General features: G+C 49.4%; 28 protein-coding genes. 24 read left to right on the top strand and 4 right to left on the bottom strand.

From position 1 onward, the window contains the following. Nucleotides 1-336: 336 nt before the first annotated feature. From B5D20_RS10705 to B5D20_RS10725, 5 genes are all read left to right on the top strand, one after another. Entirely contained in the window at nucleotides 337-1,098 is a 762-nt protein-coding gene (locus B5D20_RS10705; protein WP_078666226.1) for a ParA family protein, read from the top strand. Then, nucleotides 1,091-1,963, top strand: coding sequence for a ParB/RepB/Spo0J family partition protein (locus B5D20_RS10710; RefSeq protein WP_078666227.1), 873 nt, complete (start codon nucleotides 1,091-1,093; stop codon nucleotides 1,961-1,963). The genes B5D20_RS10705 and B5D20_RS10710 overlap by 8 nt, the downstream gene beginning before the upstream one ends. A gap of 120 nt (nucleotides 1,964-2,083) precedes the next feature. Continuing rightward, nucleotides 2,084-3,022 (top strand): metal-dependent hydrolase, encoded by a 939-nt coding sequence (locus B5D20_RS10715; protein ID WP_078666228.1) that lies wholly within the window; start codon nucleotides 2,084-2,086, stop codon nucleotides 3,020-3,022. A gap of 93 nt (nucleotides 3,023-3,115) precedes the next feature. Continuing rightward, nucleotides 3,116-4,261 carry an aminotransferase class V-fold PLP-dependent enzyme gene (locus tag B5D20_RS10720; protein WP_078666229.1) on the top strand — a complete coding sequence of 382 codons (1,146 nt, stop codon included), beginning with the start codon at nucleotides 3,116-3,118 and terminating at the stop codon, nucleotides 4,259-4,261. A 3-nt stretch (nucleotides 4,262-4,264) separates the two neighbouring features. Beyond that, nucleotides 4,265-4,939, top strand: coding sequence for a DUF554 domain-containing protein (locus B5D20_RS10725; RefSeq protein WP_078666230.1), 675 nt, complete (start codon nucleotides 4,265-4,267; stop codon nucleotides 4,937-4,939). 34 nt (nucleotides 4,940-4,973) lie between these two features. Here the strand turns inward: B5D20_RS10725 and larC are convergent, their stop codons facing one another. From larC to larE, 3 genes are read right to left on the bottom strand one after another with little or no spacing between them, the layout of a single operon-like run. Further along, the gene (gene larC, locus B5D20_RS10730) at nucleotides 4,974-6,128 is read right to left on the bottom strand and encodes a nickel pincer cofactor biosynthesis protein LarC (RefSeq protein WP_078666231.1); all 1,155 of its coding nucleotides are present in this window, start codon (nucleotides 6,126-6,128) and stop codon (nucleotides 4,974-4,976) included. Further along, a complete protein-coding gene (gene larB / locus B5D20_RS10735) occupies nucleotides 6,125-6,886 on the bottom strand; it encodes a nickel pincer cofactor biosynthesis protein LarB (protein WP_078666232.1) in 762 nt (253 codons plus the stop codon). The genes larC and larB overlap by 4 nt, the downstream gene beginning before the upstream one ends. Beyond that, a complete protein-coding gene (larE, locus tag B5D20_RS10740) occupies nucleotides 6,873-7,703 on the bottom strand; it encodes an ATP-dependent sacrificial sulfur transferase LarE (protein ID WP_078666233.1) in 831 nt (276 codons plus the stop codon). The genes larB and larE overlap by 14 nt, the downstream gene beginning before the upstream one ends. Before the next feature lie 100 nt (nucleotides 7,704-7,803). Here larE and B5D20_RS10745 point away from each other — a divergent pair, with 100 nt between their 5' ends. Together B5D20_RS10745 and B5D20_RS10750 are read left to right on the top strand one after the other, a co-directional pair. After that, nucleotides 7,804-8,286: a DUF4446 family protein gene (locus tag B5D20_RS10745; RefSeq protein WP_078666234.1), complete on the top strand. Its 483-nt coding sequence runs from the start codon at nucleotides 7,804-7,806 to the stop codon at nucleotides 8,284-8,286. Nucleotides 8,287-8,337: 51 nt separating this feature from the next. Continuing rightward, complete coding sequence (locus B5D20_RS10750) at nucleotides 8,338-8,955, top strand: phosphoribosyltransferase (protein ID WP_078666235.1); 618 nt, start codon at nucleotides 8,338-8,340, stop codon at nucleotides 8,953-8,955. Here the strand turns inward: B5D20_RS10750 and yyaC are convergent. Next, entirely contained in the window at nucleotides 8,904-9,500 is a 597-nt protein-coding gene (yyaC, locus tag B5D20_RS10755) for a spore protease YyaC (RefSeq protein ID WP_078666236.1), read from the bottom strand. The two genes, B5D20_RS10750 and yyaC, sit on opposite strands and share 52 nt — an antisense overlap. Nucleotides 9,501-9,657: 157 nt before the next feature. Here yyaC and B5D20_RS10760 point away from each other — a divergent pair, with 157 nt between their 5' ends. From B5D20_RS10760 to ychF, 17 genes are all read left to right on the top strand, one after another. Further along, nucleotides 9,658-11,883, top strand: coding sequence for a sigma 54-interacting transcriptional regulator (locus B5D20_RS10760; RefSeq protein ID WP_078666237.1), 2,226 nt, complete (start codon nucleotides 9,658-9,660; stop codon nucleotides 11,881-11,883). 123 nt (nucleotides 11,884-12,006) lie between these two features. Further along, a complete protein-coding gene (locus B5D20_RS10765; RefSeq protein ID WP_159071984.1) occupies nucleotides 12,007-12,903 on the top strand; it encodes an NADH-quinone oxidoreductase subunit B family protein in 897 nt (298 codons plus the stop codon). Next, complete coding sequence (locus B5D20_RS13930; protein WP_159071983.1) at nucleotides 12,896-13,948, top strand: hypothetical protein; 1,053 nt, start codon at nucleotides 12,896-12,898, stop codon at nucleotides 13,946-13,948. Before B5D20_RS10765 ends, B5D20_RS13930 begins: the two co-directional genes overlap by 8 nt. Next, on the top strand, nucleotides 13,948-14,499 hold the full coding sequence (locus B5D20_RS10770; RefSeq protein ID WP_159071982.1) for a cytochrome b/b6 domain-containing protein: 552 nt from the start codon (nucleotides 13,948-13,950) through the stop codon (nucleotides 14,497-14,499). The genes B5D20_RS13930 and B5D20_RS10770 overlap by 1 nt, the downstream gene beginning before the upstream one ends. Before the next feature lie 129 nt (nucleotides 14,500-14,628). Beyond that, entirely contained in the window at nucleotides 14,629-14,991 is a 363-nt protein-coding gene (gene hypA / locus B5D20_RS10775; protein WP_078666240.1) for a hydrogenase maturation nickel metallochaperone HypA, read from the top strand. Next, nucleotides 14,975-15,622 (top strand): hydrogenase nickel incorporation protein HypB, encoded by a 648-nt coding sequence (gene hypB / locus B5D20_RS10780; protein WP_078666241.1) that lies wholly within the window; start codon nucleotides 14,975-14,977, stop codon nucleotides 15,620-15,622. Before hypA ends, hypB begins: the two co-directional genes overlap by 17 nt. A 258-nt stretch (nucleotides 15,623-15,880) precedes the next feature. Continuing rightward, complete coding sequence (locus tag B5D20_RS10785; protein WP_078666242.1) at nucleotides 15,881-17,080, top strand: ABC transporter substrate-binding protein; 1,200 nt, start codon at nucleotides 15,881-15,883, stop codon at nucleotides 17,078-17,080. A 64-nt stretch (nucleotides 17,081-17,144) separates the two neighbouring features. Beyond that, nucleotides 17,145-18,026, top strand: a complete 882-nt coding sequence (locus tag B5D20_RS10790; protein ID WP_107754354.1) for a branched-chain amino acid ABC transporter permease — start codon at nucleotides 17,145-17,147, stop codon at nucleotides 18,024-18,026. Nucleotides 18,027-18,038: 12 nt separating this feature from the next. Further along, the gene (locus B5D20_RS10795; protein ID WP_078666243.1) at nucleotides 18,039-19,034 is read left to right on the top strand and encodes a branched-chain amino acid ABC transporter permease; all 996 of its coding nucleotides are present in this window, start codon (nucleotides 18,039-18,041) and stop codon (nucleotides 19,032-19,034) included. Beyond that, the gene (locus B5D20_RS10800) at nucleotides 19,015-19,785 is read left to right on the top strand and encodes an ABC transporter ATP-binding protein (RefSeq protein ID WP_078666244.1); all 771 of its coding nucleotides are present in this window, start codon (nucleotides 19,015-19,017) and stop codon (nucleotides 19,783-19,785) included. The genes B5D20_RS10795 and B5D20_RS10800 overlap by 20 nt, the downstream gene beginning before the upstream one ends. After that, on the top strand, nucleotides 19,785-20,489 hold the full coding sequence (locus B5D20_RS10805) for an ABC transporter ATP-binding protein (RefSeq protein WP_078666245.1): 705 nt from the start codon (nucleotides 19,785-19,787) through the stop codon (nucleotides 20,487-20,489). Before B5D20_RS10800 ends, B5D20_RS10805 begins: the two co-directional genes overlap by 1 nt. 139 nt (nucleotides 20,490-20,628) lie before the next feature. Beyond that, entirely contained in the window at nucleotides 20,629-21,336 is a 708-nt protein-coding gene (locus tag B5D20_RS10810; protein ID WP_159071981.1) for a CvpA family protein, read from the top strand. 92 nt (nucleotides 21,337-21,428) lie between these two features. Next, nucleotides 21,429-22,820: an aminopeptidase gene (locus B5D20_RS10815; RefSeq protein WP_078666247.1), complete on the top strand. Its 1,392-nt coding sequence runs from the start codon at nucleotides 21,429-21,431 to the stop codon at nucleotides 22,818-22,820. A 15-nt stretch (nucleotides 22,821-22,835) separates the two neighbouring features. After that, the gene (locus B5D20_RS10820) at nucleotides 22,836-23,456 is read left to right on the top strand and encodes a hypothetical protein (RefSeq protein ID WP_078666248.1); all 621 of its coding nucleotides are present in this window, start codon (nucleotides 22,836-22,838) and stop codon (nucleotides 23,454-23,456) included. After that, the gene (locus B5D20_RS10825; protein WP_107754204.1) at nucleotides 23,457-24,305 is read left to right on the top strand and encodes a mechanosensitive ion channel family protein; all 849 of its coding nucleotides are present in this window, start codon (nucleotides 23,457-23,459) and stop codon (nucleotides 24,303-24,305) included. Further along, the gene (locus tag B5D20_RS10830) at nucleotides 24,280-24,474 is read left to right on the top strand and encodes a DUF951 domain-containing protein (RefSeq protein WP_078666252.1); all 195 of its coding nucleotides are present in this window, start codon (nucleotides 24,280-24,282) and stop codon (nucleotides 24,472-24,474) included. The genes B5D20_RS10825 and B5D20_RS10830 overlap by 26 nt, the downstream gene beginning before the upstream one ends. A 2-nt stretch (nucleotides 24,475-24,476) precedes the next feature. After that, the gene (gene ychF / locus B5D20_RS10835; RefSeq protein WP_078666249.1) at nucleotides 24,477-25,574 is read left to right on the top strand and encodes a redox-regulated ATPase YchF; all 1,098 of its coding nucleotides are present in this window, start codon (nucleotides 24,477-24,479) and stop codon (nucleotides 25,572-25,574) included. The last annotated feature ends 358 nt before the right edge of the window (nucleotides 25,575-25,932 follow it).

Raw genomic sequence — 25,932 nt, forward strand, 5'->3', positions numbered from 1 at the left:
ATAACGGGCTTGCCCAGAGTGAACAGGAGGCGTATAACTCCGTCTGGCCTGACCTGAAGTTATTGGCCCTGTCCGTACGGTGACCCCGTTTAGCCGGTGTCGGAGAAACCGGTAGGCGTCCTAACAGGACGCGGGAGGCGGAGTTATACTCTCACCGGGAGGTCAGCATAAACCGGTGCAGTACTCCCGTCCGGGTGGAACTCCCGGGCCGAGGTCCCCTGTCGCCCTGCCCCGCGGGGGCAAATCAAGTATTCGGAAAGGAGGCGAAATCCTGGTCTGGGGGCCGACTTGACTGAAAATAAAAATAGTCAAGTTTTTTGAACCAGGTGGAGAGCTTTGGGCAAAGTTATCGCTATTGCCAATCAAAAGGGCGGGGTAGCTAAGACTACTACTGCCGTTAATTTAAGTGCCTGTCTGGCAGTGAAGGGCAGAAAAACGCTGTTAATTGATATTGACCCCCAGGGAAATGCCAGTTCCGGTTTGGGAGTGGATAAAGATAAACTGGATGTTTGCATCTATGATGTTATTATTAATGGCTTGCCATTGTTGCATGCGGCTTTGCCTGCCGAAATTGCCAATCTGGAAGTGGTTCCGGCTACCATTCAACTGGCTGGGGCGGAGATTGAGCTGGTGGCCATGATTGGCAGAGAGAGCAAACTGAAAAAGGCTCTGGAAAAAATCAGGGATAAGTACGATTATATTATTATTGATTGTCCTCCCAGTCTGGGGCTATTGACCTTAAATGCCTTGACAGCAGCTGATAGTATTTTAATACCCATCCAGTGTGAATATTATGCTCTTGAAGGATTAGGTCAATTATTAAATACTATTGAGCTGGTGCAAAAACACCTTAATCCGGATTTACAGATTGAAGGGGTTTTATGTACCATGTTTGATGCCAGAACCAATCTTTCGCTTCAGGTAGTAGAGGAAGTAAAAAAACATTTCCCGGAAAAAATCTTTAAAACCATTATTCCCCGTAATGTTAGGCTAAGTGAAGCCCCCAGCTATGGCCAGCCTATTATTACCTATGATCCTCGTTCCAAAGGGGCAGAAATGTATCATGAGTTGGCAGAGGAAGTGATTGAACGTGGCTAAAAAAGGCTTGGGTAAAGGTTTAAATGCTTTGATACCCGGGCGCAAGGAAGAAGAAACCCGGGAAAATGGGGTTAATGAAATACCGGTTGCCTTGATAACGACCAACCCCTGGCAACCGCGGCAGGAATTCAATCAGGCTCGATTGGAGGAACTGGCCAAATCCATTGAAAAGAGTGGTCTAATTCAGCCCATAATCGTCAGAAAAACCGGTGATGGTTATCAATTGATTGCCGGGGAAAGAAGATTGAGAGCTTATCGGTATCTTGGCAAGGAAACAATTCCTGCTATTATCAGGGCAATAGATGATGGTCAGGTTCTGGAACTGGCCCTTCTGGAAAATATTCAGCGGGAAGAGTTGAATTGTCTGGAAGAGGCAGAGGCAATCAGGAGATTACAGGAAGAATTCAATTATACTCAGGAAATGTTAAGTCAGAGGTTGGGCCGTTCTCGTTCGGCTATTGCCAATACCCTGCGATTATTGCAATTATCGGAGCCGGTTAGAAAAGCTTTACGAGATGAGCAGATAACTGCTGGTCATGGGCGGGCCCTCCTGGCTTTGAACAGTGAACAGGATCAGAACCTGGCCTTGAAACTGGTGATTGAAAAAGGTCTTTCAGTGCGGCAGACCGAAGAACTGGTAAAAAACTGGCCCCGACAGCAAAAAAGTGAACAGACCAGGGAAAAAAAAGAAAAGAAAGTGGCTGCTGTACTGGTTGATATAGAGGAGGTTTTAAAAAGAAAACTGGGCACAGGAGTAAAGGTAAAAGGAAAAGAGAATAAAGGTAAAATCGAAATAGCTTATTACTCGGAAGAGGAGTTACAGAGGATAATTGAATTAATAGCCGGTGAGGAATGTTTCACGTGAAACATTTTAAATCAACACAGGGATAAACCTGTGTTATTTTTTTGGTAAAAATTTTGTCTATTCAGGGAGTAAAGCTGAATGTTATAATATTTAGCGTGATTAGAAAGAAGGTGAGAGGAGATGGATCCACTTACTCATGGAGTAATTGGTGGACTGGTGGCACTGGGGGCAGGTAATGCTGTCAGTTTATCAGAACCAGCTTTTATAGCATCAGTACTGGGGGCAATGGCACCTGACCTGGATATTGTTTATCATCTCAAAGGGCAATTAAGCTATCTGGAAAATCACCGGGGTAAATCCCATGGGCCAATGGGCCTGATCCTCTGGAGCAGCCTGGTTACATGTTTTTTGGCTTTATTTTTTGATGATATCAGCTGGCAGACCTGGGTTTGGGCTTTAATTGGTGGAATTAGCCATACCTTAATGGATGCTTTTAATTCCTATGGTATCCATTTTACCAAGCCTGGTAGAAGTAAAAAAATCTCATTTAATCTGGTACAGGTGTTTGATCCGATAATTTTGCTGCTGGGAGTACTGGGATTAGTGTATTCTTCGCCATTTCAGGCAAGATTAGCTCTGCTGGCCATTGCGGGCTGGATGGTGGTGCGTTATTGTTGTCGCAAAATAGGAGAGAATAAAATTAGAACCTGGCTATCCAGAGTAAAAGGCCAGCAACCGGATAAAATTATAGTAATGCCAGCGATGTGGGGATTGTGGAAATGGGATTTTGTGGCTGAATTTACCAGTCAATACATCAGTGGTAGCTGGTGGATGAATACGGATAAAAAGGTGATTTTAAAAGAAATTGATAAAGTGGAAAGGGATATAAAAGAGAAAGTCCTGGAAACGGAAGCGGGTAAATTCTTTACCCTTTTGACTCCTGTTTATGCCATAACCAGAGAACGATGGCAAGACCGGGAAGCTTTTGTTCTCTATGACCTGCGCTATTTAGTGGGTGACCGCTATTTACATCGGGCAACTGTGATTTTGAACGAACAGGGCCAGCCTCTAACCCAGGTGATTCAGCCCTTTAGTGAGCAAAATTGTATAAATTTATAAACATTGAACCCGCTCGTACCCCGGGCGGGTTTATCATTGAGGCAAAATGTGATATGATACTATATATGCAGCTTAAAAGGGGGGAAATACAAAGTGATCTACCTGGATAATGCAGCTACTTCCTGGCCCAAACCCCCGTCGGTAGCAGAGGCAATGACCAAAGCAGTGAAGGAACTGGGGGCCAATCCGGGACGAGCAGGGCATCAGATGGCATTAGAAGCAGGTAGAGGTATTTATCGTACCAGGGTTTTATTAGCGAAGTTGTTTAATATCAAAAACCCGTTACGGATTGCTTTCACCCAGAATGCCACTTATGCCCTAAACCTGGCTTTACTGGGTCTCCTTCAACCAGGAGATCATGTAATCACTTCTACCTTAGAACATAACTCTGTTGCTCGACCCCTGTATTATCTAAGCCAGAGAGGAGTCAAATTGACCAAAATCGGACTGAATGAAGCCGGGGAATTTGATCTGGATTTACTGGAGAAGTCTTTTCAGCCCAATACTCGCCTGGTTTGTCTAACCCATGGCTCCAATGTGAGTGGTCATATCTTGCCGATAGAAAAAATCGGAGCCCTTTGCCGGTCCAGACAGGTCAAGTTTATGGTTGATGCGGCGCAGACAGCAGGGGTTATCCCCGTGGATGTAGAAAAGATGAACATAGATATTCTGGCTTTTCCAGGTCATAAAGGGTTATATGGACCCCAGGGCACCGGTGGTTTATATATAGCCGAGGGGATTGAACTAAAACCACTGGTTACCGGAGGTACTGGTTCCCATTCGGAATATATGGAGCAGCCGCAAGTAATGCCAGACCAGCTGGAAAGCGGCACTCCCAATACTCCGGGGATTTTCGGTCTGGGTGCCGGTGTAGAATTCGTTTTGAAAACGGGAGTAGAACAGATCCATGCCCGGGAACAGGCATTAACAGAAAAATTGCTGGCCGGTCTGAGAGCTTTGCCTGAAGTTATCGTGTATGGGCCGGCCGAAGAACGTTTGCCGGTGGTTTCCATTAATATCAAAGGGGCAGAGACTTCAGAAGTAGGGTTTATTCTGGACAAGGTCTTTAATATTGCCTGCCGTACCGGTTTGCACTGTGCACCGGAAGCCCACAAAACTCTGGGAACATTTCCGATTGGAACAGTGCGTTTCAGCCCGGGCTGGTTTAACACAGACGAAGATATAGATAAAACAATCGAGGCAATTAAAACCATAATTAAAGAGATGAAGGGAGCATAGGGAGTGGGGACGATTATCAATGTACTGGCGATTATCGCCGGTACTATTATCGGGATTATTCTGGGTCGCAGTTTTAAAAAGGATATAGCTGATACCATCCAGCAGGGTCTGGCCCTGGCTGTACTCCTGATCGGGGCCCAAATGGCTGCCAAAGAGACGGATACTTTGATTGTGATTTTTGCCCTGGTCATTGGCGGCTGGTTGGGGAGCTGGCTGGAAATCGAAGAAAAATTGCTGGCCTTCGGTCGCTGGGTGGAGAACAAAATGGCAGCCCAGGGGGAAGGGAAGGTTGCTGCTGCTTTTATGACGGCCAGCCTGATTTATTGTGTTGGCGCTATGGCTATTATGGGTTCTCTGGAAGAAGGATTAACAGGCAAATATGATACTCTGTTAGCCAAAAGCCTGCTGGATGGGGTCTCGGCCATTATTTTTGCCTCCACCATGGGCTGGGGTGTGGCTCTTTCGGCCCTCTCCGTAGGGGTTTATCAAGGGGCGATTACTTTACTGGCCGGCTGGATTAAGGGTTTTCTTTCTCAGGCTGTTATAAATGGTATGACGGTAACCGGCGGCTTATTGATTGTAGGTATAGCCTTTAATATTCTGGGCTATAAGCCAATTCGGGTTGGGAATCTTTTACCGGCTATTCCGATTGCGGCTATCTTGATGTTACTAAAATAGATAATGAAAAACCCCCGTCAAGGGGGTTTTATTATTACCTACGCCAGTAGGCAGCCCAGGCTTCCTGATATACTTTCAACAGGGATTGACCGCTTATTTCAGCAATACGCTTGCAGTCCTCATACTCAGGAGCCGCTTTTTGGCCGGAAACTTTGAATCTGATCATGCCCCAGCGGGTTTCCACTTCCTGAATCTGACGAGGAAGGGCTCTGCGTTTAACTGGCCATTTGCGCCAGCCCAAAGAGGTAGTGGATTCCGCCAGGATTTGTTCAACCTGACCCAGAGATTCCGCGGGGCAAAGCAAGCCTAAAGTAAAGGCCGGGCGGCCCTTTTTCATCAATATCGGGGTATACCAGGCATCATTGGCGCCGGCGGCTAGCAGTTTATCCAGCACATCGGGCAGGGTTTCCGGTTGCTGGTCATCGATATTTGTTTCCAGTTGCCACAAATCTTCTGTAGTCAGCTCGGACAGGGGCTGGTAGAGGATGGCCCGTAAAATGTTGGGCTGTTTTAAAGTTTTGCTACCAGCTCCATACCCGTAGGCCAGGGGTCGGCCCGGAGGGAGGGCGCCCCATTCCTGAACAAAATAACCCAGGATTGCTGCCGCAGTAGGAGTAAGCAGTTCTCCTTGCTCTTCTCCCTGGTATACAGGTATATCCTTGACCAGTTCCAGCGTAGCCGGGGCGGGGACGGAAATTAGCCCGTGCTGGCATTCAATCATTCCTGACCCCAGCGGTAAAGGAGAACAGCCGATAAATGCGGGTTGCAGATAAGATAGGGCCAGGCAACAACCTACTATATCGATAATGGCATCAATGGCTCCCACCTCATGAAAATGGACCTTTTCAATAGTAGTACCGTGAACACTGGCTTCAGCCTCAGCCAGACGGCGGAAAATGGCAATGGACTGATCCTGAACTGGGGCAGGCAGTTCACTCTCTCTGATCATAGTCTCGATATGGTGCAGGTGCCGATGCGGCTGGGATTCTGGAAAATCCACCTCTAAATGCAGACTGCGAAGGCCGTGGTGTTTTTTTTCCTGCCAGTTCAGCTGCCAGCCCTGCAGGGGTAATGTCTTCAATTGTTGTTCCAGCCAGGAGACTGGTACACCGCAATCAACCAGGGCGGCCAGCAGCATATTGCCGGCTGCTCCAGTGGGGCATTGGAAATAAAGGCCGATACCGCTCATGTTTCTACTCCCCCCAGACGATTGATGGCATTGGCGAGGGCAGCCGCTCCATAACCATTATCGATATTGACTACTCCGATGCCGGGAGCACAGCTGTTTAACATGGTTAACAGGGGTGCCAGGCCTTGCCAGTGACTACCATAACCCACACTGGTGGGTACAGCGATAACCGGTTGGCTAACCAGCCCGCCGATAACACTGGGTAAGGCTCCCTCCATGCCGGCGACACAAATGAGAACATTACAGCGCCGAATCTGGGGCAGGAGATGGAGCAAGCGATGCAGGCCTGCTACACCTACATCATAAAACTTCTGCACCGGGTTACCCATCATTTCGGCACAGAGAGCTGCTTCTTCTGCTACCGGCAGATCAGCGGTTCCTGCCGCCAGAATACCGATAGTGCCCAGTTTACGTGGGCGCTGGGGCTGACCATAAGTTAAACAGCGGGCCTGAGGGTGATAGGTCAATTCCGGCAGGGCTGAAAGCACCTTTTCCGCCTTAGGCCGGCTCACTCTGGTTGCAATCACTGTACCGTGATGTTCCTTGAGATGGCTGAAGATCCTGATTAACTGTTTAGCGGTTTTGTTTTGACCGAAGATTACTTCGGGAAAGCCCTGCCGCAGTTGGCGATGAAAATCCAGTTTGGCAAAGCCCAGGTCGCGGAAGGGTAAATCCCTGAGCTGGTCCAGAGCTGCTTCGGGACTAATAGAGCCATCACGAATTTGTTCAAACAGGTTCAGAAGTTTATTTGTATCCATTTTTCACTTCCTCCGACAGGTTTTCATTCATACTGCCACTGCGAAAACCCTGCAAATCCAGGGTAATATAAGTGAAACCCAGGGATTTGAATTTCTCCAGACACTGCTGGCGTAGATTTTCATCAGTTACCAAACGGGTCAGCTGGTCAGGAGCCAGTTCCAGACGGGCAATTTCACCGTGATGACGGACGCGGCAGGGCAGGAAACCCTGCTCTATTAACCAGTTTTCCCCGGCATCGATTTGGAGTAATTTTTCTCTGGTAATAGGGCTACCATAAGGGAAGCGGGAGGACAAACAGGCAAAAGAAGGTTTGTTCCAGGTGGGCAGCTGCCATTCCCGGCTAAGCTGCCTGATTTCTTCCTTGGTTAAACCGGCTTCCAGCAAGGGGCTGATGACTCCAGCCTCTCTGGTAGCCCGGCGGCCCGGACGAAAATCGCTGGCATCATCGGCATTGGCGCCATCATAAATCACCTGTAACTGGTATTGTTGCTGAATAGATTGTAGTTTATGCCATAGTTCCTTTTTACAAATATAGCAGCGGTCAACGGGATTGGCCACAAATTCGGGATCGGCTAACTCCTCCGTTTCTACGGTAAGCAGACGGGCTCCCAGTTGCCGGGCCAGCTGGACCGCGGCCTGGCGTTCCCTTTCCGGATAGGTTTCGGAAAAAGCTGTAACCGCCAGAACCTGGTCCGGGCCCAGGGTTTTCAAAGCTGCCTGTAGTAGGAAGGTGCTGTCAACCCCTCCCGAAAAAGCGATCAGGCAGCTGCCATTTTCTTTCAATATCTGTTGCAGACGTTTCAGTTTAGCTTGCATAGCCAAGTTCCTCCTCCAGATGTTACTGCTGACATTGTAAAATGTTGCATCAGCAAAGTCAATGATAGTATACTCTTAAATATAGGAAGGAGGATATGGGATGGAGTTAAACCAGATTTTGCTTCTGATCGGGGCGTTTGAAGGCTTGTTATTCATTTTGTTGATACTGTTCTGGGTTCTGACCAATCGTAAAACAGCTGTCTTGAAAAAATTCCTGCAATCTGCGGAAGGCAGGGATTTGGTAGGATATTTACAACAGCTGGCCGAACGGCTGGATTCCCTGGAAAAACAGGTGAATGAATTGAAGGAAAAACAGATTAAACAGCAAATTACCTTAACTCGTTGCCTGCAAAATAAAGCAGTGGTGAGGTTTAATGCTTTTGAAGACACGGGTAGTGATCTCAGCTTTGCGGTGGCTTTGCTGGATGAACGAGGAGACGGGGTGGTATTGAGCAGTTTGTATGGGCGGCAGGATTGCCGTACCTATGCCAAACCGCTAAAAAATGGTCAATCCCGCTATCCTCTGACTGATGAGGAAAAAGAGGCAATTGCCCTGGCTTTATCGCCCAGAAAAAGCGAATAAAGGGTATGAAAGTAACCGGCCGGGGATACACTAGGCCGGGAGGGGTCTGGTATGTTTGTCAACCGCTATGAAGCAGGCTTGCTGCTCAGGGAAAAAATTAAAGGTAAAAAACTGATTAACCCCCTGGTTGTAGGGGTGCCCCGGGGAGGCATTGTGGTCGCAGCTCCTCTGGCAGAATTACTGGAGGCCCCCCTCAAGGTGATTATTAGTAAAAAGATCGGCTTGCCCCGGAATGAGGAAGTGGCGATGGGAGCAATTACTCCTGGTGGAGAAGCAATAGTGGACTGGGTGCTGGCCAAAAGAGCGGGCCTTACCGATAGCCAGGTGGAAATGGCTATCAGCAAGGCCCGTACTGAATGGGAATTGAAAAAAGAAAAATACCTGCCCTGGTGGGCTGAGGATTTTGAGGACAGGGATGTTATCCTGGTTGATGACGGTATTGCTACTGGTTATACCATCAAGGTAATAGTCAATTATCTAAAAGAACAGCCTTTACTTCAGCTCTGGCTGGCCATTCCCGTGTTGCCGGAAGAAAAACTGGAAGAATTTCTGCCATTAGTTGATCAGTTAGTCTATTTGAAAGCGCCCTCGGATTTCTACGCTGTTGGCCAGTTTTATCAGGATTTTTCCCAGGTGGAAGAAGACGAGGTATTGCGGTATTTATCCTGAAAGTTTACCCAGAGCCTGCTGGCCAGGGAGAGAGCGGAACTGATTGCCTGGGCCATTTTCATTACCACAAACAGACGGGTATTTTGCAGAACGAAATATTCCATGAAACCGCCCACATTAACTATACCGGTAAGATGGATCTGCCCCACCGGGGGCAGATTTTTATTTACCCCTGCTCCTGGCTTCAGGGGACCGCGGGCCAGGGTTATATGACCCACGCTGTCCAGATTGCCTAGAGAGGCGTCAATGGCGATAACGAAAGGATTGGGCCAGGTTTTGTAAATATGCTGGAGTTTTTCTGCCAGGTTGGCAGCATGAACCGGTTCTTCCAGGGTACCCAGTATCCAGAAGGGCTGACAGGGTTTTTGGCTGAGAAGAGTACCGATCAGAGGCCCCAGGGCATCGCCGGTGGAGCGATCGGTACCAATACAAAGTATTAATATGGGCTGACCTGGCAAGACCAGGTCCACCAGCTGCCGGACCAAAAGGCGGGAGAGTTTATCAACAACCAGAGGGTCATCCACGTGGATTTTGTGTTTTTCCATGGGTAACCTCCTGAAACAGAGTTATATCAGAGTATACGCCATTTACCCTCTTTTTATACTTGAACTGCAGGTCTGTCTAAAAAATATACAAGCCAGGCAGGGAAAGGGAGGAATATGTTGAATTATTATTGTAGTGCATAGGTACGGAGGTATTGGTATGGCCGTTGTTAAGACTATCCAGGAAAAATGTAAAAGCTGTTATGCCTGTATCCGCAATTGTCCGGTAAGAGCAATAAAAGTAACGGATAAGCAGGCCCAGATTTTGCCGGAAAGATGTATCAGCTGCGGTAATTGTGTCCGGATATGTGCCCAAAAAGCCAAACAAATAGAAAGCGACTGGCAGCGAATCAGCGAGATGCTGGAAAAAAAGCGCAGACAGCCAGTAATAGCTATTCTGGCCCCTTCCTTTCGGGTGGCTTTTCCCGAGTTTTCTGTAGGTCAGGTAATCATGGCTTTAAAAGCAATTGGATTTAATGAGGTTGAACCGGTTACCAAAGGAATTGAATTGACCGTACCGGTTTATCGGGAATATCTGGCCCGGGTAGAGAAAACGACAGTGATCAGTTCATATTGTCCGGCGGTAGTGATGCTGATCCAGAAACATATGCCGGAATTGATCCCCAATTTAGCTCCCATCGATTCAGCGGTGCTGGCCCTGGCCAAATACCTGAAACTGCAAAACCGGGAAAACCGGGTGGTATTTATCGGGCCCTGTGTAGCTAAAAAAGAAGAGGCCAGGGACGAAAATCTGGTGGGAGTGCTGGATGGAGTGCTGACCTTCAGGGAGATCCGGGAAATCTGGCAAGAAAAAGGAATCAGGCCAGCTATCTATAAAACGCCCCTCAGCTGGGAGGAAAGTTTGACTGAGTTGTTTCCTGTTTCGGGGGGATTGCTGCGCAACCTGGGCATCAAAGGTCGCGATTATAACCTGGAACTGGCTGTGGTTGAAGGTAAAGATGAGTGTCTCAAAGTACTGCAGGCTGTTAAAAGGGGAGAGTTTAACGGGAAATTTCTGGATATCCTTTTTTGTCGCGGTTGTATAGATGGCCCTGAAATTGCCAGCCCCCTGGAGTTTTATGGCCGTAAAAGTCTGCTTTTTTCCCAGCAACGGTCCAGTCAGCCTCCAGTTCAGGGTTTAAAAGTTGCCGGTCTGGACCTTTCCCGCCGTTATATCAATAAGTATCAGCCTTTGCCTGAACCATCAGAGCATGATATCAGAGAGATCCTGAAATTTACCCAGAAAATCAATCCGGAAGATGAGTTGAACTGTGGTGCCTGTGGTTATGAATCCTGCCGGGAAAAAGCCAGGGCGGTTTATCAGGGACTGGCGGAAATTCATATGTGCTTGCCTTACCTGCTCAACTTATCCCAGGGGGAAATCGAATACTATAAAGATCGCTTGCGCAATTTGGATCGCGCCAAACCGATGCTGAGTCTGGAAAGAATTCTGGGGGATTTGCCGGAAGTAGCCCATATCAAGGCTTTAAGCGAAAGGGCAGCCCAGAGCGATTCCACCATTCTCATCACCGGGGAGAGCGGAGTAGGTAAGGAAGTGCTGGCCCAGGCTATCCACTATTTAAGCCCGCGGGCCAATGGGCCGTTTATTGCCATCAACTGTGCTGCTTTGCCGGAGATGCTGCTGGAATCGGAGTTGTTCGGCTATGAAGAAGGGGCATTTACCGGTGCCCGCAAAGGAGGTAAACCCGGCAAATTTGAGCTGGCCAATGGCGGCACCCTGTTGCTGGATGAAATCGGGGATTTACCCCTGACTATGCAGGCCAAACTGTTACGGGTTCTGCAGGAAAGGGTTATAGAAAGGGTAGGAGGAACCAAATCCATTAAAGTGGACATCAGAATCATTGCTGCTACCAACCAGGACTTAAAAAAGATGGTAGCAGAAGGCCGTTTTCGGGCGGACCTTTATTATCGTTTGAATGTTATCGGTATTCATATTCCTCCACTGAGAGATCGTATCAAGGATTTACCGCGCTTGATCGATATAATTGGGGAAAAGCTGTACCGGGAAAAAGGGATTACCCCAAAGGTAATTGCCAAAGAGACTCTGGATTTACTGATGACTTATCACTGGCCGGGTAATATTCGGGAACTGGAAAATGTCCTGGAGCGCTCCATGTATCTGGCAGAAGGCAGTGTGGTGAGACCGGAACATTTGCCCTCCTACTTGTTCGAGAAGGATTTACCGAAAAGAAGGGTGCAAATCAAACCCCTAAAAGATGCGGTGCGGGAACTGGAAAAGGAATTGATAGAGGCAGCTCTGGCGGAAGCAGGGGGAAACAAGGTTTTAGCTTCAGAGTTGCTGGGAATTCCAAGGGCAACCCTCTATTTGCGATTAAAAGAATTTGGCTGGTTGTCTGAAAATTAAACATATGATTAGAAATTATACAAATTGATTGTTAACAAATAGAACAATTTCAGGGGGAATCGGATGTTTAGCAGGCCCGGAGTTGTTGGCATAAATATTGCTATAAATCAAGAAGGTGACTGCATGAACACAATTGACAGAAGAAGATTTATCAAGTTACTGGCACTAGCCCTGGTTGTTACTGCAGGGGAGAATTTTGCCTGGGCCAATGAACCTGGTCTGGGCCTAATTGGCTGGTACCGCGGAAATTCCTGCGGTGGTTGTGTCCTCTCCCTGCTGGCGACAGGAGAAGCCCCGCCGGGTGTTCATCCCTGGCTGGAAGAGCAGCCAACTGCGATGGATGTACTGATAGTGGAAGGAGCGGTTGATTCCGGGGACAGGCAGCTGCAGGAAATGTTGAAAAGGGCCCGCTGGATACTGGCTTTCGGTACCTGTGCTGCTTATGGTGGAATGGCAAAGGAAGGCGGCGGGGAGCGAGAATGGCAGGGGCTAATCGATCTGGCTCCTCTGAAAAAATTGATAGCCATTCCGGGATGCCCACCCAAACCTGGCTGGTTGCTGTCCACATTGACCGCTTTGCAGGTAGGACGCAATCTAGAGCTGGATGATTTTGCCCGGCCGCTTGAGATTTTTGGCGGTACCATCCATGATAATTGCCCACGCCGGCAGTATTTTGACAACAGCCGGTTTGCCCAGGCTCCGGGGGAAGTGGGATGTTATTTGCTGCTGGGTTGTAAAGGTCCTATAACCTTTGCTGATTGTTCCCAGCGCTTGTGGAATGAAGGGGCCAACTGGTGTGTCAGCGGCGGGGGACCCTGTATAGGGTGCACACAACCCGGGTTTCCACAAAATTTCGCTCCTCTGACTACCAGGTTGCCTCAGGTGGCTTTGCCTGGAATCGAAAGTACGCCGGAAACAGTAGGTAAACTGGCTTTTACGGCAGCCATGACCGGAATTGCAGCCCATTATGGCTATTCCCTCTGGCAAAAAGGCAAACGGGGAGGGAAGGCCGATGATTAACTGGCAAAGAGGTCTGGCTGTTCCGGTGCTGTTTACCGAAAAGGCAGGGATTCAAGCCAGGACGCCTCGTAATTCTTTGCTTCAGGATAAGTATATGCTGGATCTGCCTTTTTTCCTGGCCCGAACCCAGGGAGAGCTGGCCAACAGCCTGACCCTTCTGGGTATAACCGCTATCGAGACATTAACCGGACTGGAAGTGAGTACGGGAGTCAAGAAAAAACGTCTGTTAGTCAGGATGTTTGACTGGTTTATCTATCACAGTATTCGTCTCTGGCGGCGAGACCGCGATCCGAACTGGTTAGTAGCAATCTCCCAATGCCATAGAGTGCTGGCGGTTCTAACCGGACGCAGTCCTATGGGTTGTGGCCTAACAGTGGGAGGAGCAGGAGCTCCTTTAACCACCGAGCAGTGGCGGTTTATCAGAATTTCTCTGGATTGGCTGGGGGATTATCTGGCCAGGAAAAAAACAGAAAGCTTTTTACCCTTACCTCAAGAAGAAAAATTGCAGGAACTGAGTCAGGTCTGGCTGGCAGCACAGGACTTAGAAGGTATGGCAGGAGGAAAAGTTGTTGCTGACGGCCAAAAACAGGAGCTGGATTGGTCCCGGATCAAGATACAACCCGCTGGTCTGTATTATGATGACCGGGTATGTCTCATAGGCCCCCTGGCCCGGCAAAAGATACAGGGCTACCACCACCGGGGCTATCTGGCGGCAATGCTTACTGAACTGAAAGTCATGTTACCAAAGGCGGATAAATTGCTAACAGAACTCGGTCAGGGAAAAGGTGAAATGGGCAGTCGCTGGCCGGAACGGTGTGAGGGTGAACTTCAGCTTTTTCTGGAAACTCCGGCCGGTCCGGCTGGGCTTCAGCTCAGGCTGGAAAGGAATAAAGTTGCTGCTGCGCGGCTATTTACCCCTGACCTATGGCTCAATTCCCTCTGGCTGGAAGGGCAGCGGCAGGGAATTCTTACCGAAACGGACATTTACGCTTTGGCCAGGGACTGGGGCATCCCTGTCAGTTTAACGACAGGGAGGCGGTTATAATGCATCCCGCTCCGGTACGCCTGGTGCATTGGTGGAATGTAACTGCTATCAGTTTCCTGGTTTTATCCGGGTTTTATATACATGATCCTCTCTTCTGGGAGGGTTGGTTTGCCGGGATGGATCGGGCCCGCCTCGTTCACCTGGTAGCCGGCTGGCTGCTGGTGGCAGCGACCTTTTATCGCTGGGGATTCGCCCTGGTCACAGGTGAATGGCGGCAGGTGGTTTTCCGCTGGCAGGACATGAAAGATTTAAGACAACTGCTTAAATATTATTTATTTCTTACTTCTAGCTACCCCCAAAAGGGCAAATACAACCCCGGGCAAAAGCTAGCCTACACCCTCCTCCCCTTTCTCATCATAGGGCAATTGGTTACTGGAGTCATTTTGTTGAAGCCTGCCCTGGCTCCGGTGGCTTTTGCCCTGGGGGATCTTGCCCGATTGCGACTGATACATTATCTGCTGACCTGGGTGATGCTGGTGTTTGTGCTGGGCCATCTCTATCTGGTTTTGCAAAGTGGCTGGCAAAACATCAAGACCATTATCCGGGGCTAAACTAACTGAGGGACTATGTATCTTTCCCCGGAGATACAGTCCATATATTTCCCCCCAAGGGCTTTGCTTCGGGAATTGAAGCAAAGTCTTTTTTTTATTAAAATGGGGATGGGAAACGGAGGCGAAAATATGCATGAAATGGCCTTGATGGCGGGGGTTTTTGAAATCATCACTGCAGTTATGGCTGAACATCCCGGCAAAAAAGTAACCAGAGTAACCATGGAAGTGGGAGAATTGACCCATGCTCTGCCTGATTCCCTGCAAATGTGCTTTGCAGCCTTTGCCAGGGGAACGGTATGTGAGGGAGCAGAACTGGAAATCATTGAGATACCGGTAGTGTTAAAATGTCAGGAGTGTGGCTGGCAAGGGAGAACGACCGGCAGTTTTGTCGCCCTTTGTCCTGACTGTCAAAGTCCCAGAACGGAAATCACCGCTGGCCGGGAGTTAAGGGTCAGCAGTTTGGAGGTAGAAGATGATGAAAATAGAGATTAAAACCGATATCCTGATCAGCAATGACCAGCAAGCTGAATTAAACCGCCAGAACTTCCGGGCCGCAGGTGTTAAGGTATTCAATTTCATGGGCTCACCGGGGGCAGGAAAAACTACTCTGCTGGAACGCACCATCGCTGAACTTAAAAACAAATTGCGCCTGGCGGTGATCGAAGGGGATATTTATACCAGTAAGGATGCTGAGCGCATTGAGGCGCACGGAATCCCAGTGGTACAAATCAATACCGAAGGAGCCTGTCACTTGGATGCCAGAATGGTAGCAAGAGTCTTACCCCGATTTGATTTAAACAATCTTGATCTGCTGATTATAGAAAATGTAGGCAATCTGGTCTGCCCGGTGGAATTTCAGCTGGGGGAAGATGCAAAAGTGGCTGTGCTGAGTGTAATTGAAGGGGATGATAAGCCTCTCAAATACCCATTGATTTTCCGGGAATCGGAAGCGGTTGTTGTCAACAAAATCGATCTCTTGCCTTTTTGTAATTGCAATATGGAGAGCCTTACAAGAGATATACTATCCATCAATCCAGATATTAAAATCTTTCCGGTTAGCTGCCGGACCGGGGAAGGTTTGCAGGAGTGGATTGATTGGCTATTCAGAAGGACAGGTGCCTGATCGAAGGGCGCCTGTCCTTCTGTTATAGAAAAGAAGAGACAAATAAAAAATTTTGTTGACAGTTTTAACTCAGAAATTATATAATAAAGCTGCCAGTAGAAAGGTTATATACAACAGTTACAATGTTGTAACGAAGGGGGCAGGACAGCAGGACGGCGACGAGGTTGGCCTTATTCTGCAGGTTTGCTCCTGTTTTTCTTTTCAGGAGAAAACAGGGCAGTCTAAGGTCGGGTAAAAAAAACAAAAGGGGGAAAAAGAATGCTGAAGAAAAAGGCAAGTGCTGTGTTGGCTGGTTTGTTGGCATTGTCCCTGGTAGCCACCGGTTGCGGCAGTAACAGTGGCGGCGGGGAGAAAAAGGAAGGCGGCTCTGGTTCTGCTGATAATGTCATTAAAATCGGCGGTAACTTCGAAACCACAGGTGGTGTAGCTACCTTTGGTCAGGCTGCTGTCAATGGTATTAAGCTGGCTTTCAAAAAGAAGAATGAAGCTGGCGGTGTTCTGGGCGGTAAGAAGTTAGAACTGGTGGTTGCGGATAACAAATCCGAACCTGCCGAGTCTGCCAATGCCACTACCAAACTGATCAACCAGGACAAGGTTGTGGCCATTCTAGGTGCTACTACTTCCAGTAACACCCTGGCAGCAGTGCCGGTGGTAACTGCTTCTCAAGTTCCGCTGTTGTCTACTTCGGCTACTAACCCTAAGGTAACGGTAAACGAGAACGGCCAGGTTAATGAATGGGTTTTCCGGGCCTGCTTCATCGACCCCTTCCAGGGTACAGTGATGGCTAACTTCGCTACCAAGGACTTAGGTGCTAAGACTGCTGCCATCATGATCGATACCAGCTCTGACTACAGTAAAGGTTTGGCTTCTTTCTTCAAAGAAGCCTTTACCAAAAATGGTGGCACCATTGTAGCTGAAGAAGGCTATGTCCAGAAGGACACCGACTTTAAAGCTGTTCTGACTAAAATCAAGGGCAAAAACCCTGATGTAATTTATGTACCCGGTTACTACGAAGAAGTAGGTAAGATTATAAAGCAAGGCCGGGAGCTGGGCATTACTGTTCCTTTCATGGGCGGCGATGGCTGGGATAGCCCCAAACTGGTGGATATCGCTGGCGCTGAAGCGTTAAATGGCACTTACTTCTCCAACCACTATGCTGCTACTGACCCCGATCCGGAAGTTCAGAAGTTTGTGGAAGAGTATAAGAAAGAGTACGGTCAGGTTCCTGACTCCATGGCTGTGCTGGGTTATGATGCTGCTCTGATGCTGATTGATGCTATTGAACGGGCTGGCGCTGCCGATCCCGCCAAGATCAAAGAAGCTCTGGCTGCTACCAAGGACCTGAAGGTAGTAACCGGTACCATCACTCTGAATGAACAGCATAACCCGATTAAAGCCGCTGCTATTCTGGAAATGAAGGATGGCAAACAGGTCTTTAGAACAAAAGTTAATCCCTAAGGTAGAATAACCAGGATGAGGGGGTGTTTGCCCCCTCATCCCTATGTAAGTCAAAGGGGTGAAAATCTTGGAATTTTTACAGCAATTGATAAATGGCATTTCTCTTGGAAGTATCTATGCTTTGATCGCACTCGGTTATACCATGGTTTATGGTATTATACGTCTGATCAACTTTGCCCATGGTGATATTTACATGTTAGGCGCTTTTGCCGGCTTTTTGGCTACTACCTACTTGCATTTGCCGCTGATTCCGGCGATTTTGCTGGCTATGCTGGTTTGTGCCCTGATCGGGGTTACCATTGAAAAACTGGCTTACAAGCCCTTGCGGCATGCACCGCGGATTGCGGTCTTGATTACTGCTATCGGTGTTTCCTTCTTTATTGAATATGGCACTATGTATGTGGCTACCCCGCAGCCCCGGACTTATCCTGCCGGTTTATTGAGTGAGCATACCTATAACCTGGGCGGGCTGGTGGTCAACAACCAGCAGATCTGGATTCTGGCTATTTCCATTGTGTTGATGCTGGCCTTACAGTGGTTTGTACACAGTACAAAAACCGGAAAAGCTATGCGTGCGGTTTCCCATGATACCGAAGCAGCTGCCCTGATGGGTATTAACGTGGATAATATCATTTCCGTCACCTTCGCCATTGGTTCAGCCCTTGCTGCTGCTGCCGGGGTGCTGGTGGGAATTTACTATAACTCCATCGACCCGCTGATGGGGATTATGCCGGGCTTAAAGGCTTTCGTTTCCGCCGTTCTGGGCGGTATCGGCAGCATTCCCGGTGCGGTTATCGGTGGTTTGCTGATGGGCACTACTGAAGCCATGGTTAGCGGTTTCTTCAAGTCCACCTATCGGGACGCTGTGGCCTTCCTGATTTTGATCGTTATCTTGCTGGTCAAGCCCTCCGGTATTATGGGCAAGCACGTGCGGGAGAAAGTGTAGGTGATATAACAGATGAAGATGAACTGGACCAAAACTCTGACTACCGCCGGGATTATGACCGCTGTCTGGCTGGCTTTTACCTTCCTGTTTAACCAGGGGATTATCGGTCCCTACTGGCAGCGGATTGTGGTTACTGCATTAATTAACATTATACTGGCTGTTAGCTTAAACCTGATCAATGGTTTTACCGGTCAGTTTTCCATCGGTCATGCCGGTTTTATGGCTGTAGGTGGTTATGTTTCCGCAGTCATTACAGTTAAGCTGGCTCCTCAGTGGGCTGCCGCTGGTGTAGCTATTCCCCAGTGGCTGCTGTTTGTAATCGCTTTGCTGGCGGGTTCCCTGGCAGCGGCGCTTATCGGTTTTATCATCGGTATGCCCACCCTGCGTTTAAAAGGGGACTACCTGGCCATCGCCACGCTGGGGATGGGGGAAATCATTCGGGTTATGATTCTGAACATCCCCTATGTGGGTGGAGCTTCCGGGTTTATGGGGATTCCTCCATACAGTACTTTTAACTGGGTCTTCTGGATTTGCGTAGGTTCCTATGTAGTGATCAAAAACTTCCTCTGGTCTACCCATGGCCGGGCCTGTATCTCCATCCGGGAAAACGAGATTGCCGCAGAGTCCATGGGAATCAATATCACCAAATATAAGGTTATGGCTTTTACCATGGGTGCATTCTTTGCCGGGCTGGCCGGTGGCCTGTTCGCCCATTACTTCTACATCGTGCATCCCAACTCTTTTGGTTTTCTCAAGTCCTTCGAAATTCTGGTTTATGTAGTTTTAGGCGGTTTGGGGAGTTTGTCTGGCTCAGCTGCAGCAGCGGTATTTGTTACTCTGATTTCCGCTTATCTGGCCGACTACCCCGAGTTGCGCATGATTATCTATTCTATCGTGTTGATTATAACCATGCTGTTCAGACCCCAGGGCTTGCTGGGTAACAAGGAACTCAGCCTGGATATCTTCAAGAAAGACAGAGGTGATAGTCGTGGCCTTGCTGGAAACTAAAAATCTCACCATTCAGTTCGGGGGTCTGAAAGCGGTTTCCAACTGCAATCTTTACCTGAACAAAGGGGAACTTATCGGTTTGATCGGGCCCAATGGTGCCGGTAAGACTACGGTCTTTAACCTCCTGACCGGGGTTTACAAACCCACTGAAGGGGATATCCTTTTTGATGGCAAAAGCATTGTGGGCATGAAGCCCTATCAGATTACCCAGTCCGGTATGGCCCGGACTTTCCAGAACATTCGGCTGTTCGGAGAGCTCTCTGTTCTGGAAAATGTTATGATCGCCTATCATTTCCATGCCAAACATTCCGTTCTGGATTCCATTTTACGCACTCCCCGGCATTTTCAGGGTGAGAAAGAAATGCGGGAAAAGGCCATGGAGTTTTTAAAAATCTTCAAGCTGGAGCACCGGGTTAATGAAAGGGCCAAAAACCTTCCCTACGGGGAACAGCGGCGGCTGGAAATCGCCCGGGCCATGGCCACTCAGCCCAAGCTGCTGCTTCTGGACGAACCGGCAGCCGGGATGAACCCGCAGGAAACTCTGGAACTGATGAATATGATCAAGTGGATCAGGGACCAGTTCCACTTGACGATTCTGCTGATCGAACACGATATGAGCCTGGTAATGAATGTTTGTGAACGCATATATGTGCTGGACTATGGCACCGTAATCGCCCATGGCACCCCGGCTGAAATCAAGAATAATCCCAAGGTTATTGAAGCCTATCTGGGAGAGGAGGTCCACCATTGATGCTAAAAGTAGACAATATTGATGTTTATTATGGCGCAATCCACGCTCTCAAGGGGATCTCCCTGGAGGTAAACCAAGGGGAAATCGTGACTTTGATCGGTGCCAACGGGGCGGGCAAAAGTACAACCCTGAAAACCATCTCCGGTTTGCTCAAACCCAAATCCGGAGCTATCTACTTCGAAGGGCAGAATATCACCGGTAAAAAAGCTCCCGATATCGTGAAAATGGGGATTTCCCAGGTACCGGAAGGCCGGCGGGTTTTTGCCAACCTGACCGTGCTGGAAAACCTGGAGCTGGGAGCCTACCTGCGCAATGACAAGCAGGGTATCCAGGAAGATATGGAGAAGGTGTTTGTACGCTTCCCCCGTTTGAAGGAACGGTTGAAGCAGCTGGCTGGGACCCTCTCCGGTGGGGAGCAGCAAATGCTGGCGATGGGACGGGCCCTCATGTCCCGGCCCCGGGTATTATTGCTGGATGAGCCTTCCATGGGTCTGGCCCCGATTCTGGTGCAGGAGATCTTTAATATTATCAAGGATATTAATGCTACCGGTACCACCATCTTGCTGGTAGAGCAGAATGCCCATATGGCCCTGTCCATTGCCCATAAGGCCTATGTGCTGGAAACCGGTAAGATAGTACTGAGCGGTCCGGCTCAGGAACTGGCCCAAAGTGAAGAGGTTAAAAAAGCTTATCTTGGTGGTTAAGGCAAGCAAAAACCCGCCCTTTATTTAGGGCGGATTTTTAAATGTTAAGAAAATGTAGTAAAACATGGATTGAAAAAAGCAGGAGTTACACCGTTTGAAAACGAATATAACTTCATCCAATAAAATGGGAGTGAGGCCTTTGAACTGGTTAGATATCATTTTGGCAATCTTTCTGCTCTATGGTTTGATCCAGGGCCTGCGGCGCGGCTTTTTACAAACTCTAGCCGGGCTGGTTGGTTATGGACTGGGGATGCTGGCCGGTTTTCTCTATTACCGGCAACTGGGAAATATGCTCTTTCAGCAGTGGAAAGACAGTCCTGCCTGGCTGGCCCTGTTACAAAAAATCCTGCCGGTACCCCGGGAGCTATATGCCCTGCCGGCAGCAAAAATTTCCACCTCCACCATGCAGACCGCCATTAACCAGCTGGTCAAGGACCCGGCGGCCAAAGGACAATTTGAACACTTGCTGGCTCAGCTGGGCCAGGCCACTCAGGATCCTCTGGTTCACAATGCGGCGGAAGCGGTGTATCGCATGGTGGGATTGGCCCTGGTGGAAGGGATAGCTTTTGGCTTGCTGTTTATCGGGGTGACTGCTCTTGTCCGCCTTACTGCCAGGATGCTGGGCAAGCTGATGGATGCGACCCCCCTGGGGTTAATCAATCGGCTGGCTGGCGGAGCTGCTGGCCTGGCCAAAAGCACCCTGGGGCTGGCCATCTTTTTGCTGGTACTGGCTCCCATGGCGCCCCTGGTTGCTCAGGAAAAAACAGGCGCTCTGGCAGAATTCTTTAAAGCAGTAAATAGTTCAATGATTTTGAATAACCTCAAACAATTTCTCGGGGGATTTTAAGGCGGAATCGAGGGTTCCGTCTTTTTTTTCTGGTCTTTTTGGGATAGAATAGTATTGTTGCCAGAAAACAAATTTATAATGGGGTGAAGAACATGGATTTTGCCAATGCCTGGGACATATACGCTGATAAAAGGCAACAGATTGAGCAGGTCAATCAGGAATATCTTCGTTTTTTAACCGAAGGGAAAACTGAACGGGAAGCAGTTGCTTATCTTGAAACTGAAGCTGTGCAGTCCGGGTTTGTGCCCCTGGCCCTGGTCATGAACGGGGAAGTAAAGGTTACGCCTGGACTCAAGGTTTATTTAAATTACCGTGAAAAAGCCTTTATTGCTGCTATTATCGGCCAGCAGCCCCTGGAAAAGGGACTGAATATCATCGGTGCCCATCTGGATGCGCCGCGGCTGGATTTAAAGCCCAATCCCCTCTATGAAGCGGAAAAACTGGGCTGGCTGAAAACCCACTATTATGGTGGTATTAAAAAATATCAGTGGGTAGCTCTGCCTCTGGCTTTACATGGCGTGGTCTTTACCCGCAGTGGACAGCGCCTGCAGATAGTTATCGGGGAAAAAGGAGAAGACCCGGTATTCACCATCACTGACCTGTTGCCGCATCTGGCAGCCAAACAGATGGAGAAAAAGGCAGCAGAGGTGATCAGTGGCGAAGGGCTGAACTTGCTGGTAGGCAGCATTCCCTGTGAAGATAAGGAGGCCAAGGAAAGGGTCAAGGCTGCCCTGCTCAAGATTTTAAAGGAGCAGTATGGTATCGAACCTGAGGATTTTGCCCGGGCGGAACTGGAAGCGGTCCCGGCTGGTCCGGCGCGGGAAGTGGGCCTGGACCGCAGCCTGATCGGCGGTTTTGGTCAGGATGACCGGGTTTGTGCCTGGACAGCCTGGGCTGCCTTGCGGGACCTGGCGGAAACTCCGGAATATACAGCTGTAGCCTTGCTGGTGGATAAAGAGGAAATCGGCAGTACCGGCAATACCGGGATGACGGCAGCTTTTTTTGCTAATATGGTGGCAGAACTGATCAATGCCCAGAGCCAGCCTTACAATGAAATTCTGCTCCGAAGGGCACTGGCCAATTCCCGGGCCCTTTCCGCCGATGTCAGTGTGGCGGTAGACCCCAACTTTGAAGGCGTAGTGGACAAATATAATGCTGCCCGTCTGGGGCAGGGACTGGTGGTGACCAAGTACACGGGGGCGCGCGGCAAGAGCGGTACCAGTGATGCTAATGCCGAATTTGTGGCCCGGGTTTTGCAAATTTTCTCCGAGGCCGATGTGCCCTGGCAGGTGGGAGAGCTTGGAGCAGTAGATGTAGGCGGTGGTGGCACCATTGCCAAATTCATGGCTGAAACGGGAATGGATGTGCTGGACTGCGGTGTAGCTCTGCTTTCTATGCATTCACCTTTTGAGGTTGCCAGCAAGGTAGATATATTTGCTGCTTATGAAGGCTACAAGGCGTTTTACCGTAAAGCAGGCCAGTAACAGGAGGTAAAGCCCATGTGGGACTGGCTGAAAAAATGGTGGCAGGGTCAGAAGAAATCGGAAACGGTAAACCCGCCGGAACCTGACTGGCGGCAACTGCTGCAGACAGGCAGTGAAAGACAGCAAAGGCAAGCTGCCCTGGCCCTGCTGGGTCAGGGGGATCTGGCCGGTCTGGAACCGGTTCTGGCCATGCTTTGCGGTAAAGACCCCTTGCAGGCTTTAGAAGCCATGGAAGCTTTGCTGGCCTTTCCCGGCCGGGAGGAATTAGCCGCAATCCTCTGGTCCAGGTTGCCTTACACCGACAAGCTGGGGCAAAGTCGCTTGTTGGACTGGGCCGGCCGGGCCGGTTTGGCCCTGGACTGGTTGCAGAACTGGCAAAAAGCAGGTCTTCCCCTCAGTCCCGCCTTTTATTCCCTGGCAGCAGCTTACGGGGATGACCGTTATGCCGTTTTGCTGGTGGATTACTGGCAACAAAAACCGGACTGGCAGCGAGCAGAGGAGATCTGGCAATGGGCCAGCCGGCAGGGCAACCAGTGGCCCTGCCAGGCAAAGGAGTGGTTATTACCCTGGATAGAACAGCAACCTGACAATAGTTTGCGCCGCAGCTGGCTGGCGCGGTTGCAGGAGGTGGGATAGGTGAATTTCTGGGGAAGGTTCGTGCAGTGGGTAACTAATTGGGACATGTGGCTGGCAATAGCGCTAACCCTGGCGGGTGCCTGGGTGGTCATACGGCTGAGCCGCATTGGCATCAATCGCTTTATCAAGGGCTCAGGCCGGGCTTTGACCTTGCGGGGGATTTTATACAGTCTGGTAAAATACAGTGTTATTTTCTTTGTTATTATTAATATTCTGGACCGCATCGGTTTTGATACCAGAAGCATTCTGGCCGGAGCGGGAATTGCCGGTCTGGCAGTGGGTTTTGGTGCCCAGAACCTGGTCCGGGATGTGATTACCGGGTTTTTTATTATCCTGGAAAACCAGTATACTGTAGGGGAATATATCTCAACCGCCGGAGTCCAGGGTTTTGTAGAAGATATGGGCTTACGGGTGACCAAGATCCGGGACGCCGGTGGACAGCTGCATATTATCCCCAATGGCCAAATTAACCAGGTCACCAATTTCCACCGCGGTCCACTGCTGGCTACGGTGGATGTACCCATTGCCTATGAAGAAGACCTGGACCGGGCATTAACTTTGCTGGAACGGGTGTGCCAGCAAGTAGCAGAGGAACAGAAGGAATTGATTGTCAGTGGGCCGCAGGTGCTAGGGGTGCAGAACTTCGGTCCATCGGAAGTGGTAATCCGCATCATTGCCCGGGTACGGCCTATGGAACAATTTCAGATCGAAAGGCTTTTGCGACGGCGGGTGATGGAAGCCTTCAATGCGGAAGGGGTGGAAATTCCCTACCCCAAACAGGTGATGTTTATGAGCGGACTGACGAAGGAGGAGAACCGGCCCTATGGTGTTGAAACTGCTCGAGGGTGATATTGTAGAATTAAAAAAACCCCATCCCTGTGGCAGCAACCGCTGGCAGATTTTGCGCCTGGGGGCGGATTGCCGGCTGAAATGCCTGGGCTGTAACCACCAGGTCTGGCTGGAACGGGTTAAACTGGAAAAAGCGATCAAGAAGTTTATAGAAAGAGGTGCTGAATAAAAATGGCATTAGCTTGTGGCATCGTGGGTTTGCCCAATGTGGGCAAAAGCACCCTGTTTAATGCAATTACCAAAGCAGGGGCGGAAGCAGCCAACTATCCTTTCTGTACTATTGATCCCAATGTAGGGGTAGTAGAAGTACCTGATCCCCGGCTGGAGCAGCTGGCGGCAATGGTTAAACCCCAGCGGGTTGTGCCTACTACTGTGGAGTTTGTGGATATTGCCGGTCTGGTGCGGGGAGCCAGCAAAGGAGAGGGACTGGGCAACAAGTTTCTTTCCCATATCAGGGAAGTGGATGCCATTATCCATGTCGTGCGCTGTTTTGAAGATGAAAACATAACCCATGTGGATGGGCAGGTAGACCCGATTCGCGATATTGATACTATCAATATGGAGCTGATTCTGGCTGACCTGGAAACCGTGGAACGCCGTCTGGAGCGCACCCGTAAAATGTTAAAAACCGGGGAGAAGAAATACCAGCAGGAAGTGGAATTTCTCACCCGGCTTAAGGAGACTCTGGAGTCCGGCCAATGTGCCAGGACAGTGGAAGTCAGTGAGGAAGAACAGCCTGTTTTGAAAGAGATGAACCTCCTGACAGCCAAACCGGTCTTATATGCCGCCAATGTGGCGGAAGATGACCTGACCAGGGAGGATTTGCCGCTGGTGCAAAAGGTACGGGATTATGCTGCTCAGGAAGGTGCAGAGGTGGTAACCATTTGCGCCAGGATTGAGGCGGAAATTGCTGAACTGCCGGAAGAGGAAAAAGGACCTTTTCTGGAAGCCCTGGGTCTGGAGGAATCGGGACTGGATCGCTTGATTCGGGCTGCCTATAAACTGCTGGGGCTGATAACTTTCTTTACTGCCGGGGTTCAGGAAGTACGGGCCTGGACTATTACCCGGGGCACTAAAGCTCCCCAGGCAGCTGGTAAAATCCATTCCGATATTGAACGCGGCTTCATCCGGGCTGAGGTGGTAGCCTTTGCTGACCTGATGGCTGCGGGCAGCCAGGCGGCGGCGCGGGAAAAAGGGCTGGTACGCCTGGAGGGAAAAGAGTATGTAATGCAGGATGGGGATGTAGTCTATTTCCGGTTTAATGTCTAATTATGTGTCAATAACTTGTGAAAATGTCACCCCAAAATAGGGTTAATTATCGTCACAAAATGTCACACCCTGCTAAGAACCTAACCGGGCTTTGGCAATTGTAGTTATTACGTTCGGTTAAGTCAAGGGTAAAGTGAACGGGCTTCGCCCGCCCTTGACTTAACCTCACTTCATAACTTTTGGCAAATCAAGCCCGGTTAAGGTTCCTAAAAATTAGATCCAGGCAAAGCTAAGCATACTTTCGGAGAAATATCTCTTCAAGCATTTTTAATATATCCCTGTCACTGTCTTCGTAGGTAAGTCTTTTAACCAGATTGTGTCCATACTTAAAGTAATGCGTATCTGGAGGTATATAGGG

The organism is Carboxydocella sporoproducens DSM 16521, from assembly GCF_900167165.1.
Classification (GTDB): domain Bacteria; phylum Bacillota.

What these genes read in the sequence shown, in the direction of transcription:
- yyaC (WP_078666236.1), bottom strand. Translation starts at nt 9,500, where the DNA reads ATGGAAAAACACAAAATCCACGTGGATGACCCTCTGGTTGTTGATAAA.
- larE (WP_078666233.1), bottom strand. Translation starts at nt 7,703, where the DNA reads ATGCAAGCTAAACTGAAACGTCTGCAACAGATATTGAAAGAAAATGGC.
- B5D20_RS10830 (WP_078666252.1), top strand. Translation starts at nt 24,280, where the DNA reads ATGGTGTTGAAACTGCTCGAGGGTGATATTGTAGAATTAAAAAAACCC.
- B5D20_RS10770 (WP_159071982.1), top strand. Translation starts at nt 13,948, where the DNA reads ATGCATCCCGCTCCGGTACGCCTGGTGCATTGGTGGAATGTAACTGCT.
- B5D20_RS10750 (WP_078666235.1), top strand. Translation starts at nt 8,338, where the DNA reads ATGTTTGTCAACCGCTATGAAGCAGGCTTGCTGCTCAGGGAAAAAATT.
- larB (WP_078666232.1), bottom strand. Translation starts at nt 6,886, where the DNA reads ATGGATACAAATAAACTTCTGAACCTGTTTGAACAAATTCGTGATGGC.
- B5D20_RS10795 (WP_078666243.1), top strand. Translation starts at nt 18,039, where the DNA reads ATGAAGATGAACTGGACCAAAACTCTGACTACCGCCGGGATTATGACC.
- B5D20_RS10715 (WP_078666228.1), top strand. Translation starts at nt 2,084, where the DNA reads ATGGATCCACTTACTCATGGAGTAATTGGTGGACTGGTGGCACTGGGG.
- ychF (WP_078666249.1), top strand. Translation starts at nt 24,477, where the DNA reads ATGGCATTAGCTTGTGGCATCGTGGGTTTGCCCAATGTGGGCAAAAGC.
- B5D20_RS10785 (WP_078666242.1), top strand. Translation starts at nt 15,881, where the DNA reads ATGCTGAAGAAAAAGGCAAGTGCTGTGTTGGCTGGTTTGTTGGCATTG.
- hypA (WP_078666240.1), top strand. Translation starts at nt 14,629, where the DNA reads ATGCATGAAATGGCCTTGATGGCGGGGGTTTTTGAAATCATCACTGCA.
- B5D20_RS10760 (WP_078666237.1), top strand. Translation starts at nt 9,658, where the DNA reads ATGGCCGTTGTTAAGACTATCCAGGAAAAATGTAAAAGCTGTTATGCC.
- B5D20_RS10815 (WP_078666247.1), top strand. Translation starts at nt 21,429, where the DNA reads ATGGATTTTGCCAATGCCTGGGACATATACGCTGATAAAAGGCAACAG.
- hypB (WP_078666241.1), top strand. Translation starts at nt 14,975, where the DNA reads ATGAAAATAGAGATTAAAACCGATATCCTGATCAGCAATGACCAGCAA.
- B5D20_RS10820 (WP_078666248.1), top strand. Translation starts at nt 22,836, where the DNA reads ATGTGGGACTGGCTGAAAAAATGGTGGCAGGGTCAGAAGAAATCGGAA.
- B5D20_RS10805 (WP_078666245.1), top strand. Translation starts at nt 19,785, where the DNA reads ATGCTAAAAGTAGACAATATTGATGTTTATTATGGCGCAATCCACGCT.
- larC (WP_078666231.1), bottom strand. Translation starts at nt 6,128, where the DNA reads ATGAGCGGTATCGGCCTTTATTTCCAATGCCCCACTGGAGCAGCCGGC.
- B5D20_RS10765 (WP_159071984.1), top strand. Translation starts at nt 12,007, where the DNA reads ATGAACACAATTGACAGAAGAAGATTTATCAAGTTACTGGCACTAGCC.
- B5D20_RS13930 (WP_159071983.1), top strand. Translation starts at nt 12,896, where the DNA reads ATGATTAACTGGCAAAGAGGTCTGGCTGTTCCGGTGCTGTTTACCGAA.
- B5D20_RS10745 (WP_078666234.1), top strand. Translation starts at nt 7,804, where the DNA reads ATGGAGTTAAACCAGATTTTGCTTCTGATCGGGGCGTTTGAAGGCTTG.